Annotated in this window: 20 protein-coding genes; 10 read left to right on the plus strand and 10 right to left on the minus strand. The window is 62.0% G+C overall.

Annotated features, from left to right (window positions below; all coding sequences use genetic code 11):
• Window positions 1–18 precede the first annotated feature (18 nt).
• From ruvB to aspS, 5 genes are all read right to left on the minus strand, one after another.
• The gene (ruvB, locus tag B597_RS26345; protein ID WP_003292825.1) at window positions 19–1,071 is read right to left on the minus strand and encodes a Holliday junction branch migration DNA helicase RuvB; all 1,053 of its coding nucleotides are present in this window, start codon (window positions 1,069–1,071) and stop codon (window positions 19–21) included.
• Window positions 1,072–1,074: 3 nt separating this feature from the next.
• Window positions 1,075–1,680: a Holliday junction branch migration protein RuvA gene (ruvA, locus tag B597_RS26350; protein WP_003292824.1), complete on the minus strand. Its 606-nt coding sequence runs from the start codon at window positions 1,678–1,680 to the stop codon at window positions 1,075–1,077.
• 176 nt (window positions 1,681–1,856) lie between these two features.
• Window positions 1,857–2,381: a crossover junction endodeoxyribonuclease RuvC gene (ruvC, locus tag B597_RS26355; RefSeq protein WP_003292823.1), complete on the minus strand. Its 525-nt coding sequence runs from the start codon at window positions 2,379–2,381 to the stop codon at window positions 1,857–1,859.
• A gap of 160 nt (window positions 2,382–2,541) precedes the next feature.
• The gene (locus tag B597_RS26360; protein ID WP_003292822.1) at window positions 2,542–3,291 is read right to left on the minus strand and encodes a YebC/PmpR family DNA-binding transcriptional regulator; all 750 of its coding nucleotides are present in this window, start codon (window positions 3,289–3,291) and stop codon (window positions 2,542–2,544) included.
• Window positions 3,292–3,438: 147 nt separating this feature from the next.
• On the minus strand, window positions 3,439–5,214 hold the full coding sequence (gene aspS / locus B597_RS26365; protein WP_003292821.1) for an aspartate--tRNA ligase: 1,776 nt from the start codon (window positions 5,212–5,214) through the stop codon (window positions 3,439–3,441).
• Window positions 5,215–5,666: 452 nt separating this feature from the next.
• Between aspS and B597_RS26370 the strand changes: the two genes are divergently transcribed.
• The gene (locus B597_RS26370) at window positions 5,667–6,137 is read left to right on the plus strand and encodes a Dps family protein (protein WP_003292820.1); all 471 of its coding nucleotides are present in this window, start codon (window positions 5,667–5,669) and stop codon (window positions 6,135–6,137) included.
• Window positions 6,138–6,381: 244 nt separating this feature from the next.
• On the plus strand, window positions 6,382–6,990 hold the full coding sequence (locus tag B597_RS47890; RefSeq protein ID WP_003292819.1) for a cold-shock protein: 609 nt from the start codon (window positions 6,382–6,384) through the stop codon (window positions 6,988–6,990).
• Between the two features lie 52 nt (window positions 6,991–7,042).
• Here the strand turns inward: B597_RS47890 and B597_RS26380 are convergent, their stop codons facing one another.
• On the minus strand, window positions 7,043–7,249 hold the full coding sequence (locus tag B597_RS26380; RefSeq protein ID WP_003292818.1) for a SlyX family protein: 207 nt from the start codon (window positions 7,247–7,249) through the stop codon (window positions 7,043–7,045).
• A 2-nt stretch (window positions 7,250–7,251) separates the two neighbouring features.
• Entirely contained in the window at window positions 7,252–7,674 is a 423-nt protein-coding gene (locus B597_RS26385; protein ID WP_003292817.1) for an HIT family protein, read from the minus strand.
• Window positions 7,675–8,110: 436 nt separating this feature from the next.
• Between B597_RS26385 and B597_RS26390 the strand changes: the two genes are divergently transcribed.
• From B597_RS26390 to B597_RS26405, 4 genes are all read left to right on the plus strand, one after another.
• Window positions 8,111–9,367 (plus strand): OprD family porin, encoded by a 1,257-nt coding sequence (locus B597_RS26390; RefSeq protein ID WP_003292816.1) that lies wholly within the window; start codon window positions 8,111–8,113, stop codon window positions 9,365–9,367.
• A 153-nt stretch (window positions 9,368–9,520) separates the two neighbouring features.
• Window positions 9,521–11,236, plus strand: coding sequence for a proline--tRNA ligase (locus B597_RS26395; RefSeq protein ID WP_003292815.1), 1,716 nt, complete (start codon window positions 9,521–9,523; stop codon window positions 11,234–11,236).
• A 9-nt stretch (window positions 11,237–11,245) separates the two neighbouring features.
• Window positions 11,246–12,181, plus strand: a complete 936-nt coding sequence (locus B597_RS26400; protein ID WP_003292814.1) for a hypothetical protein — start codon at window positions 11,246–11,248, stop codon at window positions 12,179–12,181.
• Window positions 12,182–12,186: 5 nt separating this feature from the next.
• Entirely contained in the window at window positions 12,187–12,759 is a 573-nt protein-coding gene (locus tag B597_RS26405; RefSeq protein ID WP_003292813.1) for a transglycosylase SLT domain-containing protein, read from the plus strand.
• Between the two features lie 35 nt (window positions 12,760–12,794).
• On the opposite strand, the gene B597_RS26410 is transcribed toward B597_RS26405, so the two are convergent.
• On the minus strand, window positions 12,795–13,250 hold the full coding sequence (locus tag B597_RS26410) for a TlpA disulfide reductase family protein (protein WP_003292812.1): 456 nt from the start codon (window positions 13,248–13,250) through the stop codon (window positions 12,795–12,797).
• A gap of 227 nt (window positions 13,251–13,477) precedes the next feature.
• On the opposite strand from B597_RS26410, the gene B597_RS26415 reads away from it, so the two are divergent.
• Window positions 13,478–13,870, plus strand: coding sequence for a hypothetical protein (locus B597_RS26415; protein ID WP_003292811.1), 393 nt, complete (start codon window positions 13,478–13,480; stop codon window positions 13,868–13,870).
• A 1-nt stretch (window position 13,871) separates the two neighbouring features.
• Here the strand turns inward: B597_RS26415 and B597_RS26420 are convergent, their stop codons facing one another.
• Both B597_RS26420 and B597_RS26425 read right to left on the minus strand, forming a co-directional pair.
• Window positions 13,872–14,069: a hypothetical protein gene (locus tag B597_RS26420; protein ID WP_003292810.1), complete on the minus strand. Its 198-nt coding sequence runs from the start codon at window positions 14,067–14,069 to the stop codon at window positions 13,872–13,874.
• Window positions 14,070–14,206: 137 nt separating this feature from the next.
• A complete protein-coding gene (locus B597_RS26425; RefSeq protein ID WP_003292809.1) occupies window positions 14,207–15,439 on the minus strand; it encodes a virulence factor BrkB family protein in 1,233 nt (410 codons plus the stop codon).
• 149 nt (window positions 15,440–15,588) lie between these two features.
• Here B597_RS26425 and arsC point away from each other — a divergent pair, with 149 nt between their 5' ends.
• The 3 genes from arsC to B597_RS26440 are packed head-to-tail and all read left to right on the plus strand — an operon-like array spanning window position 15,589 to window position 16,947.
• Window positions 15,589–15,942 (plus strand): arsenate reductase (glutaredoxin), encoded by a 354-nt coding sequence (gene arsC / locus B597_RS26430; RefSeq protein ID WP_003292808.1) that lies wholly within the window; start codon window positions 15,589–15,591, stop codon window positions 15,940–15,942.
• A complete protein-coding gene (wrbA, locus tag B597_RS26435) occupies window positions 15,939–16,544 on the plus strand; it encodes an NAD(P)H:quinone oxidoreductase (protein ID WP_024161645.1) in 606 nt (201 codons plus the stop codon). The genes arsC and wrbA overlap by 4 nt, the downstream gene beginning before the upstream one ends.
• Window positions 16,537–16,947 (plus strand): DUF2069 domain-containing protein, encoded by a 411-nt coding sequence (locus B597_RS26440; RefSeq protein ID WP_003292807.1) that lies wholly within the window; start codon window positions 16,537–16,539, stop codon window positions 16,945–16,947. The genes wrbA and B597_RS26440 overlap by 8 nt, the downstream gene beginning before the upstream one ends.
• Window positions 16,948–16,975 lie beyond the last annotated feature (28 nt).

Genomic DNA, 16,975 nt, shown 5'->3' on the forward strand with positions numbered 1-16,975 from the left:
AACAGAACAATATTTTCTTCAAACCATGTCACCGTCGAACAGGTCCGGTGTCGGGGCGTCGCCCATGCGCTTGGGCAGGTTGAGGCCGAAATGCAGATAGGCATGGCGTGTCACGACGCGACCGCGTGGCGTGCGCATGATGTAGCCCTGCTGGATCAGGTAGGGCTCGAGCACGTCCTCGATGGTATGGCGCTCCTCGCTGATCGCAGCGGCCAGGCTGTCGATACCCACCGGCCCGCCGTCGAACTTCTCGATCAGAGTCAGCAGCAACCGGCGGTCCTGGTGATCGAAGCCACGCTCATCGACATCGAGCATGTTCAGGGCGAGATCGGCAATTTGCCGCGTGATCTCGCCCGTGCCGCGCACTTCGGCGAAATCGCGCACACGGCGCAACAACCGATTGGCGATTCGCGGCGTCCCCCGCGCCCGCCGGGCGATCTCGAAGGCCCCCTCGGGCTCGGTCGGCAATCCCAGGATACCGGCCGAGCGACTGACGATGGTGGCCAGGTCCTCGGTGGAATAGAACTCCAGGCGCTGCACGATCCCGAATCGGTCGCGTAGCGGATTGGTCAACATGCCGGCACGGGTGGTGGCGCCGATCAGAGTGAACGGGGGCAGATCCAGCTTGATCGAGCGAGCCGCCGGGCCTTCGCCGATCATGATGTCGAGCTGGAAGTCCTCCATGGCCGGATACAGCACTTCCTCGACAATCGGCGACAAGCGGTGGATCTCGTCGACGAAAAGCACGTCACCGGCTTCCAGATTGGTCAGCAACGCAGCGAGGTCGCCGGGCCGCTCGAGGACCGGCCCCGAGGTGCTCTTGATCGACACCCCCATTTCTTCGGCGATGATGTTTGCCAGCGTGGTCTTGCCCAGGCCAGGCGGACCGAAGATCAGGGTGTGGTCGAGCGCTTCCTGGCGCCCCCTGGCGGCGCGAATGAACAGATCCATCTGCTCGCGCACGACCGGCTGGCCGATGTATTCGGCAAGCCGCAGTGGGCGAATGGCGCGATCCAGCTGTTCGTCGCGGTCGCGACTGCTGGCCGTGACGATACGATCCGCTTCGATCATGGCTTACACCATACCCTTGAGGGCACGACGGATCATTTCTTCACTGCTCAAATCTTCTTCCTGTATGGCGGACACTGCGCGGCTGGCTTCCTGAGGCTTGAAGCCCAGGGAGATCAACGCGCTGACCGCATCATTCTCGGCGCTTGTGACTGCCGTTTTGCCGCCAGGTTCAACCACGAAGGTCGCGATCGCAGGCATGCTTTCCCACGCCTTGAAGCGATCCTTCAATTCCACCAGCAGGCGCTCGGCGGTCTTCTTGCCTACGCCAGGGATGCGCACCAGGACCGACGTATCCTGCGCCTGGACACAACGCACCAGCTCGTCGACCTCCAGGCCGGACATCAATGCCAACGCCAGCTTGGGCCCCACTCCATTCAAGCGGATCAGCTCGCGAAACAGCTCGCGCTCACGCTTTTCGGCGAAGCCATAAAGAAGTTGTGCGTCTTCACGCACAACAAGGTGCGTATGCAGCGTCACCGGCTCGCCGACCGCCGGCAGGCGATACAGCGTCGTCATCGGCACCTCGACTTCATAGCCGATGCCATTAACGTCGAGAATCAGGTGCGGCGGTTGTTTCTCCGCCAGGGTGCCACGCAAACGTCCGATCACAGTCCCGCTTCCTCCACGACCGCGAAGCCCCTGCTCCCGGCCAATCGATTTGTTTCCACCCATGGCGTATGCCGTTCGGAAGGCAGAGATTACTTCGTAGGAGCGCGCCATGCGCACGTTTCGCGAGCATGGCCCGCTCCTACAAGTGATCCCGCGGCCCTGGCGGACGATGACGACTACAGCCGCAGGCGCCCGCCTCGCCGCTTGGCCCCAACCAGCCCATGAGGTATCAGGCTCTGCCTGTGATGCGCATGACAGAGGGCGATAGCCAGCGCATCGGAGGCATCGATCTGCGGCTTTTCCAGGAGCTTGAGCAGGTGCATGACCATCATCTGCACTTGCTGCTTGTCCGCTCCACCCGTTCCGGCGATCGCCTGCTTGACCTGCGTCGCGGTGTACTCGGCGATCGGCAGCCCGGCTTCGGCCCCAGCGACGATGGCTGCTCCCCGAGCCTGGCCGAGCTTGAGCGCGGAATCGGCATTACGTGCCATGAATACCTGCTCGATACCCATGGTCACCGGGCCATAGGTTCGGATGACCTCGCTCACCCCGCTGAAAACGGCACGCAGGCGCTCCGACAGCTCACCCGTGCCGGTGCGAATGCAGCCCGAGGCAACGTATTCGCAAGCGCGACCGGTGTCTCGGACGACGCCGTAACCGGTGATTCGAGAGCCCGGATCGATACCCAAAATCAGCGTCATGCCTTGGCCGTGCTGTCTATTTATCCAGTGGCGAGTATACGGAGGCGCCTGCCACGACGCCACCAGCGGCGTCATATCCAAATGCTCGGCTGACGCTGCACCGAAGCATAAAAAAACCGGAAGCGCTGCTGCGACTTCCGGCTTGTTCGAGCACCACGACTCAGCCCAGCTGCTCCATCACTTCGTCCGGAATCTCGGCGTTGTGGTAAACGTTCTGCACATCATCCAGATCTTCCAACGCATCGATCAGACGCAGGACTTTCTGCGCAGTCTCGACATCGGTGATCGGCGCCATGATCGACGGGATCATCGCCACCTCCGCCTCGTCACCCTTGAACCCAGCCCCGGTCAGCGCCTCGTTGACCGAAAGGAAATCGGCGAAGCTGGTGTAGACCTCGACGGAGCCGTCTTCCTGGGTGACCACGTCGTCGGCACCGGCCTCCAGCGCCGCTTCCATCAAGGCGTCCTCGTCGACGCCGGGCGCGTAGCTGATCTGACCCTTGCGGTCGAACATATAGGCCACCGAACCATCGGTGCCGAGGTTGCCGCCGTTCTTGCTGAAGGCGTGGCGCACCTCTGCGGCGGTGCGGTTGCGGTTGTCCGTCATGGCCTCGATGATGATCGCCACGCCGCTCGGCGCGTAACCCTCGTAGCTCAGCTCCGTCATGTTGTCCGCTTCGCTGGAGCCTGCGCCCCGGGCGATGGCGCGATCGATGACGTCACGCGACATATTGGCGGTCAGCGCCTTGTCCACGGCCAGACGCAAACGCGGGTTGTCCGCCGGCACACCGCCGCCGTGCTTGGCCGCCACGGTCAGTTCGCGGATCAGTTTGGTGAAGATCTTGCCCCGCTTGGCGTCCTGACGCTCTTTGCGATGCTTGATATTGGCCCATTTGGAATGACCAGCCATAACTCACTCCATTCTTCGACTGAATCAGAAATCTCGATAACCCGCCCAACGCCTACTTCGACAGGGCGGGTATCGCCATAACGCCGCCTGCACGGCCCGGAGCCGCAAGACGAAGAAGCCTGGCAGGAACCAGGCCTCGGATAGCGCTTATTCCGCCTTTGGCTGCTCGCGCAGACGGATATGCAGGTCGCGCAGCGCCTTGTTGTCCACTGCCCCCGGCGCCTGGGTCATGACGTCCGCCGCACTCTGGGTTTTCGGGAAGGCGATCACTTCGCGAATGGACTGCGCACCGGTCATCAGCATCACCAGGCGATCCAGACCGAAGGCCAGGCCACCGTGTGGCGGAGCACCGAACTTCAGCGCATCGAGCAGGAAGCCGAACTTCTCCTCCTGCTCGGCTTCGTCGATGCCGAGGATGCGGAATACGGTCTGCTGCATTTCCTTGCGATGGATACGGATCGAGCCGCCACCCAGCTCGGTGCCATTGAGTACCATGTCGTAGGCGCGCGACAGGGCGGCCGCCGGATTGGCTTCCAGTTCCTGCGGCGAGCATTTCGGCGCGGTGAACGGATGGTGCAGCGCACTCAGCGAACCGTCGTCGTTCTCTTCGAACATCGGGAAGTCGACTACCCACAGCGGAGCCCAGTCGCAGGTCAGCAGCTTGAGGTCGTGACCGATCTTGATGCGCAGCGCACCCAGCGCCTCGGAAACGATCTTGGCCTTGTCGGCACCGAAGAAGACGATGTCGCCATCGACCGCACCGACACGATCGAGGATCACATTGAGGTTGTCTTCCGGAATGAACTTGACGATCGGCGACTGCAGACCCTCGACGCCCTTGGCACGCTCGTTGACCTTGATGTAGGCCAGGCCCTTGGCACCATAGATGCCGACGAACTTGGTGTAGTCGTCGATCTGGCTGCGCGGCATGCTCGCCGCACCCGGTACCCGCAGCGCAGCGACGCGACCTTTCGGATCGTTGGCCGGGCCGGAGAAGACCTTGAACTCGACCGCATTGAGCTGATCGGCAACGTCCACCAGCTCCAGCGGGATACGCAGGTCAGGCTTGTCCGAACCATAACGGCGCATGGCCTCTTCGAACGGCATGTGCGGGAAGTCGCCGAACTCCAGACCGAGCACTTCCATGAACAGCTTGCGGATCATGCCTTCGGTGATACCGATGATGTCCGCTTCGTCGAGGAAGCTGGTCTCGATGTCGATCTGGGTGAATTCTGGCTGGCGATCGGCGCGCAGGTCTTCGTCGCGGAAGCACTTGGCGATCTGGTAGTAGCGGTCGAAGCCGGCAACCATCAGCAGTTGCTTGAACAGCTGCGGCGATTGCGGCAAGGCAAAGAAATTACCGGCATGGGTACGGCTCGGCACCAGATAGTCGCGCGCACCCTCGGGCGTCGGGCGCCCCAGGATCGGCGTTTCCACGTCGAGGAAACCGTTTTCATCCAGATAGCGACGAATGCTGGCGGTGATACGCGAGCGCAGCTTGAGCTTCTCGGCCATCTCCGGACGGCGCAGGTCGATGAAGCGATAGCGCAGGCGCGTCTCTTCACCGACGTCGCTGTACTCGTTGAGCGGGAATGGCGGAGTTTCCGCGTCGTTCAGCACTTCCAGCTCGTAGCCCAGCACCTCGATGGCGCCGGAGCTCATGTTCGGGTTGACCGCACCGGCAGGGCGCAGGCGCACCTTGCCGGTCACCTTGATGACGTACTCGCTGCGTACCCGGTCAGCCGTGGCGAAGGTTTCGGCGCGGTCCGGATCGAAGACAACCTGGGCCAGCCCCTCACGATCACGCACGTCGAGGAAGATCACCCCGCCGTGGTCACGACGGCGATGTACCCAGCCGCAAAGAGTGATTTCCTGACCGTCCAGGCTTTCGTTCAGTTGGCCGCAATAGTGACTGCGCATCATGATGGTGTTCGCTTCTCGTATCTTGAATTCGATGGGGCGCTGGAGCCGCGACAGGCCGACGGCACCGTTGCTGCTCTGCGGAAGCGGCATGTTGCTGCGCGCGGTACCGCATTTCGCATGGGGGTGCCGGACGCTGCAGCAGGGCTGTCGGGCGCCGGGCACAAGGGCGGGATTATATCCGCATAATCAACACCGCGCAGCCGTCGGCCCGGGCAATTCTGTTTCTGCCAGCGGACGACTGAACCCAGGAGGGCGCCTGCCCTCCAAAGGCGATCAGCGATGTGCGTGCCGCATCAATTTACAAAGCGAAGCCTTTTTCTGGCATAACTAGGGCCTGTTGACGCTTCAGCGCGAACCGCGTTGCTGCGCCATTTGCCACGCAACCCTTCGGGCCGGCCACGAACGAAACGTCAACAAACCCTAGCGTCTGAACCATCCACCAGGAGAGAAATATGGAAATCAACATTGGTATCGCCGAACAGGACCGTGCAGCCATTGCCGAGGGCCTGTCCCGCCTGCTCGCCGACACCTACACCCTGTACCTGAAGACCCATAACTTCCACTGGAACGTGACGGGTCCGATGTTCAACACCTTGCACACCATGTTCGAGACCCAGTACACCGAACTGGCCGTCGCGGTAGACGATATCGCCGAACGCATTCGCACCCTGGGCTTTCCGGCGCCGGGCACCTACGCGGCCTATGCCCGCCTGAGCTCCATCAAGGAAGAGGAAGGCGTCCCGACGGCAGACGAGATGATCAAGCTGCTGGTGGAAGGCCAGGAAGCGGTCGTACGCACGGCGCGCGGCATCTTCCCGCTGCTGGACAAGGTCAGTGACGAGCCGACTGCCGACCTGCTGACCCAGCGCATGCAGATCCATGAGAAGACTGCCTGGATGCTGCGCAGCCTGCTGTCAGCCTGAGCCTCTTCGGCACAGGGCACTCGCCGGAGTGCCCTGTTGCACCACGACGACGCATTCCTTGCGCCTCGACACCGCGACACGCTCATTTGAGCCCCCCACGCCTTTGCTGTTAAATACGCCGCGCTGCAAGCCAGCCCGCGCGGTTCCTCGAGCAGTATTCAGCCCTGAGCGAGAGAACGTTCCCCACGAGCACCCTGGCCCCTGCGGCTTCTTCTGTCGTGTTATCAACGTGAGCCATACAAGAATGCTTAAGATCGTCCATGTTCTGGCGGGCGTGATCGCCCTGCTGTTGTCATTCGTCCCCAGCCTACGCGGCGGCATGCCGCTCCTGCTGCAGCCCGAAGCCTTGTGCCTGCTGATGCTCGGCCTGCTGAACGCGCAATTCGCCCCTGCGGCTCTACTGAACGACAGCCGGACCCGCCCGGTAATCATTGCCACATCGACCCTGCTGCTGCTCGCGATCGCCCTGCAGGCCGCGATCCTGCTGGCTGCACTGCCGCAGATCGCAGGCCAACCAGCGACCCTGGCCAGCCTGCTGCTCGCCCTGGTCGCCGTCCTGCTCCACCTGGCGACACCGCGCGGACGCATCTCGCAGGCGAAAGCCGCTCGCCCGACCACGAGCGCACCGTCGACAGCCGGCCGCGAGGCGGGCACGGTGAAGTGGTTCAACACCTCCAAGGGCTTCGGCTTCATCTCCAGGGACAGCGGTGACGATGTGTTCGTGCACTTTCGTGCGATTCGCGGCGAGGGACACCGGATCCTGGTCGAGGGCCAGCGTGTGGAGTTCACCATCATGATGCGCGACAAGGGACTTCAGGCCGAGGACGTCGTCCCGGTCGACCCGACCCGCTAAGCCGGCCCAGCAAAGCGCAGGGCCGACCGGCCCTGCTTCCGGCAATATCCAGTCAGTAATGGGGCGGCGGCGCTTCGTCCTCACCTGCACCCAGCGAGCTTTGCAGCTCTTCCTGGCGTCTCGCCAGCGCAGCCAACTGAAGCTTCACGCGCTCCATGATTCGCTGCTGTTCGACCAGTACATCATTCAGGGCCTGAATGGTGTCATCCTGAAACGCCAGACGCGCCTCCAGGTCCGTTATGCGGGCTTCCAGATCCATCGTCATTCCTCGAAACGAAAGTCGTCGGCAAGAACCAGCCGTAGTTTCTCCCTGATCGCCGCCACCTGCTCTTGGGCATAGGGTTTCGCAGGCTGTTTGCCCCATACCGGTGCCGGCCAGGCAGCGTCGTCGCGACGCCTGGCGATGACATGCATATGCAGTTGTGCAACCACGTTGCCGAGCGCAGCAACGTTCATCTTGTCCGCACCGAATGTGTCCTTGACGATCTCGGCCAGCGCGGTGGTTTCCCGCCACAATGCCTGCTGGTCCGCCGAATCGAGCTGGAACAGTTCACTCACCTCCTCGCGCCGCGGCACCAGGATGAACCACAGATATTGCGCATCGTTCATCAGCAATAGCCGGCAGAGCGGGAAGTCACCAATCAGCGACGTATCCTGCTCCAGACGTGAATCGAGAACGAACATAACACTCCCCTTCGACCTGATTGCGAGGCAGTGCGGGAATGCACCGCCTATTAAGCGTCGAAGAAGGATACTCCAGCCCAGCCCGGCAACAACCGCCCTGCGCGCGCAATAATGGTGCCGAGCGCATCTGCGCACGCCGCATTTCGGTGCAGCCGCAGAAACAAGTAAGCTATTGCACGCCTCAAAAGCGCGTCAAACGCATTTGGGTGCGATTTTTGCTATCCATCACGAGAAGCTACGGCAGCGGCTTCAAAACGCCGCAACCGATGCCACGCTGCTTGCTCTGGCGCTGCACTAGAGCTAAACAGTACATTCTCTGGATGGCTTTTCGCGTAAGCGGCCATAACTGGCTAAAGCCTGATGCGGGACTAAGAAGTTGCACCCTTTCCGTTCACGGGAAGGCAAGCACCGTTTTCAAACCAAAGGAGCAGTCACAATGAAAGTGATGAAGTGGAGCGTAATCGCCCTGGCCGTATCGGCGGGCACCTCCCAGATGGCGTTGGCCAGCCAGCAATCGGAATCCAAGGGATTCGTAGAGGACGCAAGCCTCGATCTGTTGCTGCGCAATACTTATTGGAACCGTGATTTCCGTGAAGGCGGCATTGAAGATGCCAAGCCGTGGGGCCAGGGCTTCATCGCCACCTTCGAATCCGGCTTTACCCAGGGCACCATCGGGGTCGGCGTTGATGCGTTCGGCCTGCTCGGCGTACGTCTGGATGGCGGCCGTGGCAGCAACTTCGATCAAATGTTCGAATTTGAATCCGACGGCCACCCGGAGCGCGATGTCGCTCAAGCGGGCGCAGCCATCAAGGCACAACTTTCCAACACCGTCGTGAAGTACGGCGACCAGATGCCAATGATGCCGGTACTGGCATACGACGACTCCCGCCTGCTGCCTCAATCGTTCACGGGCACCCTGGTCACCAGCAACGAGATCGAAGGTCTCGAGCTGAATGCCGGTCACTTCACGTCGGAAAGCTCGATGGCATCGTCCAGCCGTGACAATGCCGCACTGAAGAGCATCGACGTATTCGGTGGCACCTACCAGTTCACCGAAGGGCTGAGCGCTTCGCTTTATTTCTCCGACGTGGAAGACACGTACGACAAGAAGTACGCGAACATCAATTACGTCATGCCCCTGTCCGCAGACCAGTCTCTGGCGTTTGACTTCAACTACTACAAGACAGACGACATCGACGATCGTCTTGTCGCGGATGCCGACGACAATACCATCTGGAGCCTGTCGGCCAAGTACAGCGTTGGCGCGCATGCTTTCATCCTGGCCCACCAGCGCGTGTCCGGCGACACCGGTTATCTGTATGACAACGGTGACGGCGGTAGCGCAATCTGGGTAGCGAACTCCTTCCTCTCCGATTTCAACGCGAAAGACGAACGCTCCTGGCAGGCCAGCTATGAGCTGGACTTCAGCGGCTACGGCGTTCCGGGCCTCTCCTGGAAAACCGCCTACGTCCGCGGTGACAATATCGATGCCGAGTTCTACGGCGGCACTGGTGAAGGCAGCGAGCGGGAAATCTTCAACCAGGTTTCTTACACCGTACAGAGCGGCCCGGCAAAAGACCTGAAGCTTCGCGCGCGCAACTCCATCCTGCGCACCAGCTCCGAGGTCAACGGGTATGTGCCTGATATCGATGAATGGCGCCTGTTCGTCGAATACCCGCTGAGCATCCTGTAACCCAGGCGTTCAGAGCGTTCGATGCAAGACGGAGCCCGGCGAAAGCCGGGCTCTTTCGTTTAATCAACCGACCCAGCCCCGTCCTGTACGCCGCACCAAGCGCGCCGTACAATGCCGGCCAAATTTCAGCCTCTGCAAGGACATAACGGCCACATGCGCACCAGTCAGTTCCTGCTCTCGACTCTCAAAGAAACCCCCTCCGATGCAGTGGTCATCAGCCATCAACTGATGCTGCGTGCCGGCATGATCCGCAAGCTGGCTTCGGGACTGTATACCTGGATGCCGATGGGTCTGCGCGCACTGCGCAAGGCGGAAGCCATCGTTCGCGAAGAGATGAACAAGGCGGGCGCGCTGGAAGTGCTGATGCCCGCCATCCAGCCGGCCGAGCTGTGGCAGGAATCAGGCCGCTGGGAGCAATACGGACCGGAGTTGCTGCGCCTGAAGGACCGTCACAACCGCGAGTTCTGCGTCGGGCCGACCCACGAGGAAGTCATCACCGATCTGGCGCGCAACGAGCTGAACAGCTACAAGCAGCTGCCGATCAACTTCTACCAGATCCAGACCAAGTTCCGCGACGAGATCCGGCCGCGCTTCGGACTCATGCGTGGTCGCGAGTTCCTGATGAAGGATGCCTATTCCTTCCACCTGACCCAGGAATCGCTGCAGGAAACCTATGACCGCATGCACCAGGCCTACTGCAACATCTTCACCCGCCTGGGCCTGAATTTCCGTCCGGTCCAAGCCGACACCGGCTCCATCGGTGGTACCGGCTCCCACGAATTCCACGTGCTGGCCGAGTCCGGTGAGGACGACATCGCCTTCAGCGACACCTCCGACTACGCCGCCAATATCGAGAAGGCCGAAGCCATTGCGCGCGAAACCGAACGCGCGGCGCCTGGCGAAGCGCTGCGCCAGGTCGATACACCGGATGCCAAGACCATCATCGAGCTGGTCGAGCAGTTCGATCTGGCAATCGAAAGGACCGTCAAGACGCTGGTTGTGCATGGTGTCGAGGAAGGCAAGCTGGTCGCCCTCATCGTGCGCGGCGACCACGAGCTCAACGAGATCAAGGCCGCCAATCTGGAACAGGTCGCCAGCCCGCTGGTGTTCGCCTCGGAAGCGGAAATCCGTGCCGCCATCGGCGCCGGCCCCGGCTCGCTGGGGCCGCTGAATCTGCCGATCCCGTGCGTGATCGACCGATCGGTTGCCCTGATGAGCGATTTCGCGGCCGGCGCCAACGTCGACGACAAGCATTACTTCGGCCTGAACTGGGAGCGCGACCTGCCGCTGCCGGCGATCGCCGATCTGCGCAACGTGGTTGCCGGCGATCCGAGCCCGGACGGCCAGGGCAGCCTGATCATCAAGCGCGGCATCGAAGTCGGCCACATCTTCCAGCTGGGCACCAAGTACAGCGAGGCCATGAAATGCCAGGTCATGGGTGAGAACGGCAAACCGGCAACCCTGATCATGGGCTGCTACGGCATCGGTGTTTCCCGCGTGGTCGCCGCTGCGATCGAGCAGAACTACGATGATCGCGGCATTCTCTGGCCCGACGCCCTGGCCCCCTTCCAGATCGCGCTGGTTCCGATGAAATATGAAGCCGAAGCGGTTCGCGAGGCCACCGATCGACTCTATGCCGAACTGACCGAGGCCGGTTACGAAGTGCTGCTCGACGACCGTGACAAAAAGACCAGTCCCGGCGTCAAATTCGCCGACATGGAGCTGATCGGCATCCCGCACCGCATCGTCATCAGCGATCGCGGGCTGGCCGACGGCACCCTGGAGTACAAGCACCGCCGCGATGAACAACCGCAGGCGGTCGCGGCTTCAGAAATCCTGTCCTTCATCAATTCGCGCACTCATCGCTGATCGGAAACCATGCTCAACCGACGTATTGTCGCTTCAACCAGCGCCGCGCTCTGCGCGGCGCTCCTGCTTGGCGGCTGCGCCAATCACCTGCCACAGCGCAGCGAACAGGAGGCCCGCACCGAGCGCAAGCTGCTCGACCACAGCCTGCGCATCGAGCTCGGCGAGCCGCAGGTGCTCGAACTGCCCCAACGGCGCATTCGCATCCAGGAACAGAAGACATTCGAGGTCACCGACTTCGATGTCACACGCCGTTACGACCGCTACACGCCCTATCAGCCATGGCGCGAGCTGTACGAAGTCCCGATGGGATTCGTCGCGGTGGTCGCGGGCGTGAGTGCCAACGTGCTCAACGTAGTGATGCTCGGCAATATCCCCGAAAGCGCTACGCGCGGCTGGATCAGCTACGGTTTCGCCGGTATCAATCCGTTCCTTAACGTCGAGTCCAATGGCCGCTCGCAGCAAAACCTCGCGAGCCTTGATGAACAGCGCCGCGATGCACGGCTCGAGTACACCAGCCTACCCTGGGCCGAGCGCCCGGTTCAGGTGGTGGCAGGCCCGCAGACCCACGAGCTGACCACCGACCGGCATGGCATACTGCGCCTGAACCTGCTCGATGGTTCGTTCGCCGACCAGGACATTACACAGGTGGGCAAGCTTCTGCTGTCGGTCGAAGATCCCCAGGATGGCGCTCGCGCCGATGCCTCGTTGCTGGTCAGCCACAAGCTGCGCGGCAAACTGCAGGAGGCGCACGACCTGATCTTCAACGATCTCGAAGGCGACGACGTAGCGCAATGGGTACATCGGGTCAGGCGCCTGTCCGAGCTCGGCCTGGAAGAAGAAGCCAGCGAGCTGGAGCAAAGCCTGATCGAGCTGACACGCAACGATCCGGAGCTGCAGAAACAGTTTCTGGACAGCCTGATCGAAGGCAGCAGCAGCGGAAACTGAAGCCGATGAAGGCGCGGAATCTTCTTCTGCCATTGCTGCTGGCGATTGCACTGCCGGCAGCCGCCAATATCCGCCAGGCGCCCGAACCCGAACTGCGCGAACTCATGCTGCGGACCGTTGCCGAGGCGGACAGCTTTCAGGATCGCTTCGATGCCGAAGTCTGGCTGGTGGACATGTCCGGACGCCTCAGGCGCTATGTGGCGGACGCCGGGGAGCGGCTATCGCTGCTCAGACTGGTTCACCGCGAAGCGAGCAAGGCCGGCTTGAAGCCGGAGCTGGTGCTGGCGCTGATCCATGCGGAAAGCCATTTCGACCGCTTCGCGATATCCAGCGTCGGTGCGCAGGGCATGATGCAGGTGATGCCGTTCTGGAAGGCCGAATTGGGACGACCGCAGGACAACCTTACCGACAACGCCACCAATCTGCGCTATGGCTGCACCATCCTCAGCTACTACCTGCGAAAGGAAAACGGCGACATCAACCGGGCGCTCGCGCGCTACAACGGCAGCCTCGGCAAGAACCGCTATCCAGCCAAGGTGATCGGTTTCTGGCAGGACTACTGGTACGTCAAGCCGTAAGAATCGCCAATCAATGGCAGTCGTCGAACGATGCGCTACTCGTCCCGTAGCTGTTCGAGATGCGCCAGTATCCCAGCGGCAGTCTGCTCACCGATCAACTGCTTGCGCACCCTGCCCTCGTCGTCAACCAGATAGCTCACCGGCAATACGGCACTGCGTGACAGCTGCAGCCGCTCGGCCGGATCGTCGCTGAGGACCCTGAAACCAATCCCCAGCGCCTTTGCCGCTTGTGCAAGCTCCTCGCCGCGCAGTTCATCGAAATTGACTCCGAGAACCTCCAGCCTTTGCCCCTCGTCGGCCAGGCTATTGAGTTCGGGTATTTCGGTGCGACAGGGTCCGCACCACTCGGCCCAGTAATTGACCAGCAGCCACTTGCCCTGCAGCTCGGCAGCTGTGACTTGCCGGCCATGCTGGTCCGGGCCCCAATCGTCGTCGCAAGCAACGAGCGACAGGCAGATGAGGATCAGGAGTGATGCACGCAGCTTTGCCATGATAGGAGAACCCTCGACTTATCAAGCAGGAGAATACCGCTTCCGTTCCGACCGGGCACGGGCCATGTCGCCGTTTCCCGGCAGGACCGCCAAAGGTGCCAAGGAACCGTCGCGCTTTCGCGGTTCTGCGAGCCCCATCACGAGCGTCGCCGCTCGAGTGCACAGTTTTAGCGGAGCCGGGCTGCCTATAATTCCGCACCCATCAGCAATAGGCCAGTAGCGAAGCCATGTCCCAACTTCATGACAAACTGATCGGTAATGTGCCATCGCGCATCGTCGAGCAAGCCGCCATCTCCCTCACCACCTACGACGGCCGCATCGCCGAGTTCAACGTCGCCGGCTGGTTGCAGCTGCGTGGGACGGCTGGACTGATGGTTTCGCTCGTTGCCAAGTACCGCGACGGCCAGCAACAGCTGGAATCGCCAATCGATCATGGCCGGACTGACAGCGCGGGCAAGATATTGTTGTCCGGCGTCGCCCGGCTACCAGTCAGAAAAAGGATCGAGGACCTGCAGATCCATCTCCGCCCCGCATCCGAAGTCTCGGCCGGCTCGGTGGAAGAACTGTTCGTGCACCCAGTCGAACCCGTCATGGCTGAAATGAAGAGCGCAAAAGCCTGACTCAACCGCTCACTTTCTTCGGCTCGACCTGTCGGACTTCAGGCGTGGACGGCCTTTCATCGCATTGCACCGCCGAACGCTCCACCAACGACTCGGGCCACTGCGAGAAGCACAGGCCGGTCAGACGGTTCAATGCATCCAGCGCCGCGTCGGGCGCTCGCTGATGCAGATAAAGGATGCCACTGCGTTTGCCGTTCATCGCGCCGTCCTATCGAGTACTCAAGCCTTAGCCAGAAGCATGCCAGCCATGCGAATGCCACCGGCCTGCGCCCATATGGCCGTTTCCGTTGCCTTCTGCCGCCGCGGCGAGCACGACCGAGTCGCGCGATCACTCCGTTATTGACGATTTTTGTCACCGCTGGCCTGCAGCCAGTCGGCCAGGCTACCGCTGAACAGGTTGGCCTGCTCCTGCTGCAGCAGTTCGAGGGAACGGCGTAGCGTCGGATACCAGGGCTCATCGAGCTGCTCCGGCAGTTGCACGCGCGCCGACAAGGGCCAGGGATTGGAGCGCAGCAGCTGATCCAGGCTGTAATGGCTGAGATCGCGGCAGAGCACCCAGCCCCCGGAGCCAGTGCGACAGGCCAGTTGCTCCTGATCGAAGAAGCCGAGTATCTCGTCCCACTCATCCTCCGGCAGGCGCAGGCCTGATCGGTGCAGATCGCGTAGATGAAGCTCGCGCCCCTCCTGCTGACGCTGATGCAGGTGGCGCAGCAGCGTCAGCATGACCAGCAGGCGCGGCAGCGGGCGACGACGCCATTGCTGCGACGATGACAGGCCACAGACCAACTCGGCACCGAACAGCACGATCATCCACGACAGGTACACCCACAACAGGAACAGCGGCACAGCGGCAAACGCGCCATAGATCAGCTGATAGCTGGGAAAGTAGCTGACATACAAAGCGAACAGTTGCTTGGCTGCCTCGAACAGGACTGCCGTGAAGACTCCGCCTGCCAGCGCATGACGCACCGGCACGCGGGTATTGGGCACGGCCGCGTAGATCAGCGTGAACGCGGCAACACTGAGCAGCAGCGGCATGACCTTGATCAGAGTGCCGACACCGAAGACCGCATAGGGCCCCGATATCAGCGACAGCGACGCGATATAGGTACTGGTGGCGAACCCCGCCCCAAGCAACAGCGGCCCGAGGCTGAGGATAGCCCAATAGAGCAGGAAGCTGGATACGCCGCGCCGCGGTTGCCGCACACGCCAGATGGTGTTGAAGGCCTTTTCGATGGTCAGCAGCATCATCAGCGCGGTGGCCATGAGAAAGCCGACACCGAACCAGGTGAGCTGCCGCGCCTGGCTGGTGAAGGCGACCAGGTATTCCTGGATGGTCGCTCCCGTGGACGGGATGAAGTTGTTGAAGATATAGAACTGAATCTGCTCACCAACGCCCCGGAACGCGGGAATCGCCGAGAGCATGGCGAAGGTGACGGTCATCATCGGCACCACGGCGAACAGCGTGGTGTAGGTCAGTGCCGCGGCACTGTGTGGTCCACGGTCGGTCAGAAAGCGCCTGACCAGGAAACGGCTGAATTCCAGCATGTTGTCGATGCGCTGATGCATCCATTCTCCCTTAGAGGCGCGACGGCCTCGACGATCATAGCCCTCGCAGCGGACAGATGACTGCTCACGAGGCGCCAGTGCTGAACGTTTCGGCGGGCGCCCCGTTGAGGGTTAGAATGGCCACTTCAACCGGCGAGACGCAACTACCAATGACCGAACTCACGCTGTATCACAATCCACGCTGCTCCAAATCACGTGGTGCGCTGGAGCTGCTCGAGGCCCGCGGCCTGACGCCTGAAATCGTGCGCTACCTGGAAACCCCTCCCTCGGCACACGAGCTCGAAGGACTGCTGGGCAAGCTGGGACTGACGGCGCGGCAGCTGCTGCGGACTGGCGAGGACGAATACAAAAGCCTCGACCTGGCCAACCCTGAACTCAGCGAAGCCGAGCTCATCGACGCCATGGTCCAGCACCCGCGGCTGATCGAGCGCCCGATCCTGATCGCTGGCGACAAGGCCATCGTCGGCCGCCCACCGGAAAAGGTCCTGGAGATACTGCCTTGAGCGCTCCGTACATCCTCGTGCTTTACTACAGCCGTCACGGCGCCACTGCCGAAATGGCCAGGCAGATCGCCCGCGGCGTCGAAATGACCGGCATGCAAGCGCGCCTGCGCAGCGTTCCAGCCGTCTCCACCGAATGCGAAGCCGTTGCACCGTCCATTCCCGATTCCGGCGCCTTGTATGCGACCCTCGAAGACCTGAAGAATTGCGCCGGACTCGCGCTGGGTAGCCCGACCCGCTTCGGCAACATGGCCGCGCCGCTGAAATACTTCCTCGACGGCACCAGCAGCCTGTGGCTGACCGGCGAACTGGTCGGCAAGCCGGCCGGCGTCTTCACTTCGACCTCCAGCCTGCACGGCGGCCAGGAAAGCACGCTGCTGTCCATGCTGCTACCGCTGCTGCATCACGGCATGCTGGTCCTCGGCCTGCCCTACAGCGAGAACGCCCTGCTGGAAACCCGCGGCGGCGGTACGCCTTACGGCGCCAGCCATCATGCCGGGACGGACGGCAAGCGCCTGCTGGACGAACACGAAATCGCCCTCTGCCGCGCCCTCGGGCAACGCCTGGCGCGAACCGCCCAGCAGTTGGAGACCCAACGTGGCTAAGAAGCGAAAACCACTGCCGACGCTGGAATGGCTCAAGCCGCGGATCAAGCTCAGCCGGGGCATCGGCCTGGCCAGCTTTTTTGGCCTGGCCGTGTTGCTGACAGTATGGAATCTGGTCTTTGCCGACCTGCATGGCGCACGTACCTGGGTGGTGCTGAGCATCCAGCTGATTCCGCTGCTGCTGGTCGCGCCAGGCATGATCGCCGGCAGTCCACGTGCGCATGCCTGGACCTGCTTCATCGTCAACCTTTACTTCATTCAGGGTGTACTGGCCGCCATCGATCCCGCACGGATGATCTACGGCCTCGCTGAAGCGTGCCTCAGCCTGACGCTGTTCATCGCCGCGCTGCTCTACACCCGCTGGGCGTACCAGTACGAACGCAAGGCTGCCGGCGAAAGCTGAACACAGCGAGGAACGAGCCTTGCTCGCG

The organism is Stutzerimonas stutzeri KOS6 (assembly GCF_000307775.2).
In the GTDB taxonomy this organism is placed as follows: Bacteria; Pseudomonadota; Gammaproteobacteria; order Pseudomonadales; family Pseudomonadaceae; genus Stutzerimonas; species Stutzerimonas stutzeri_B.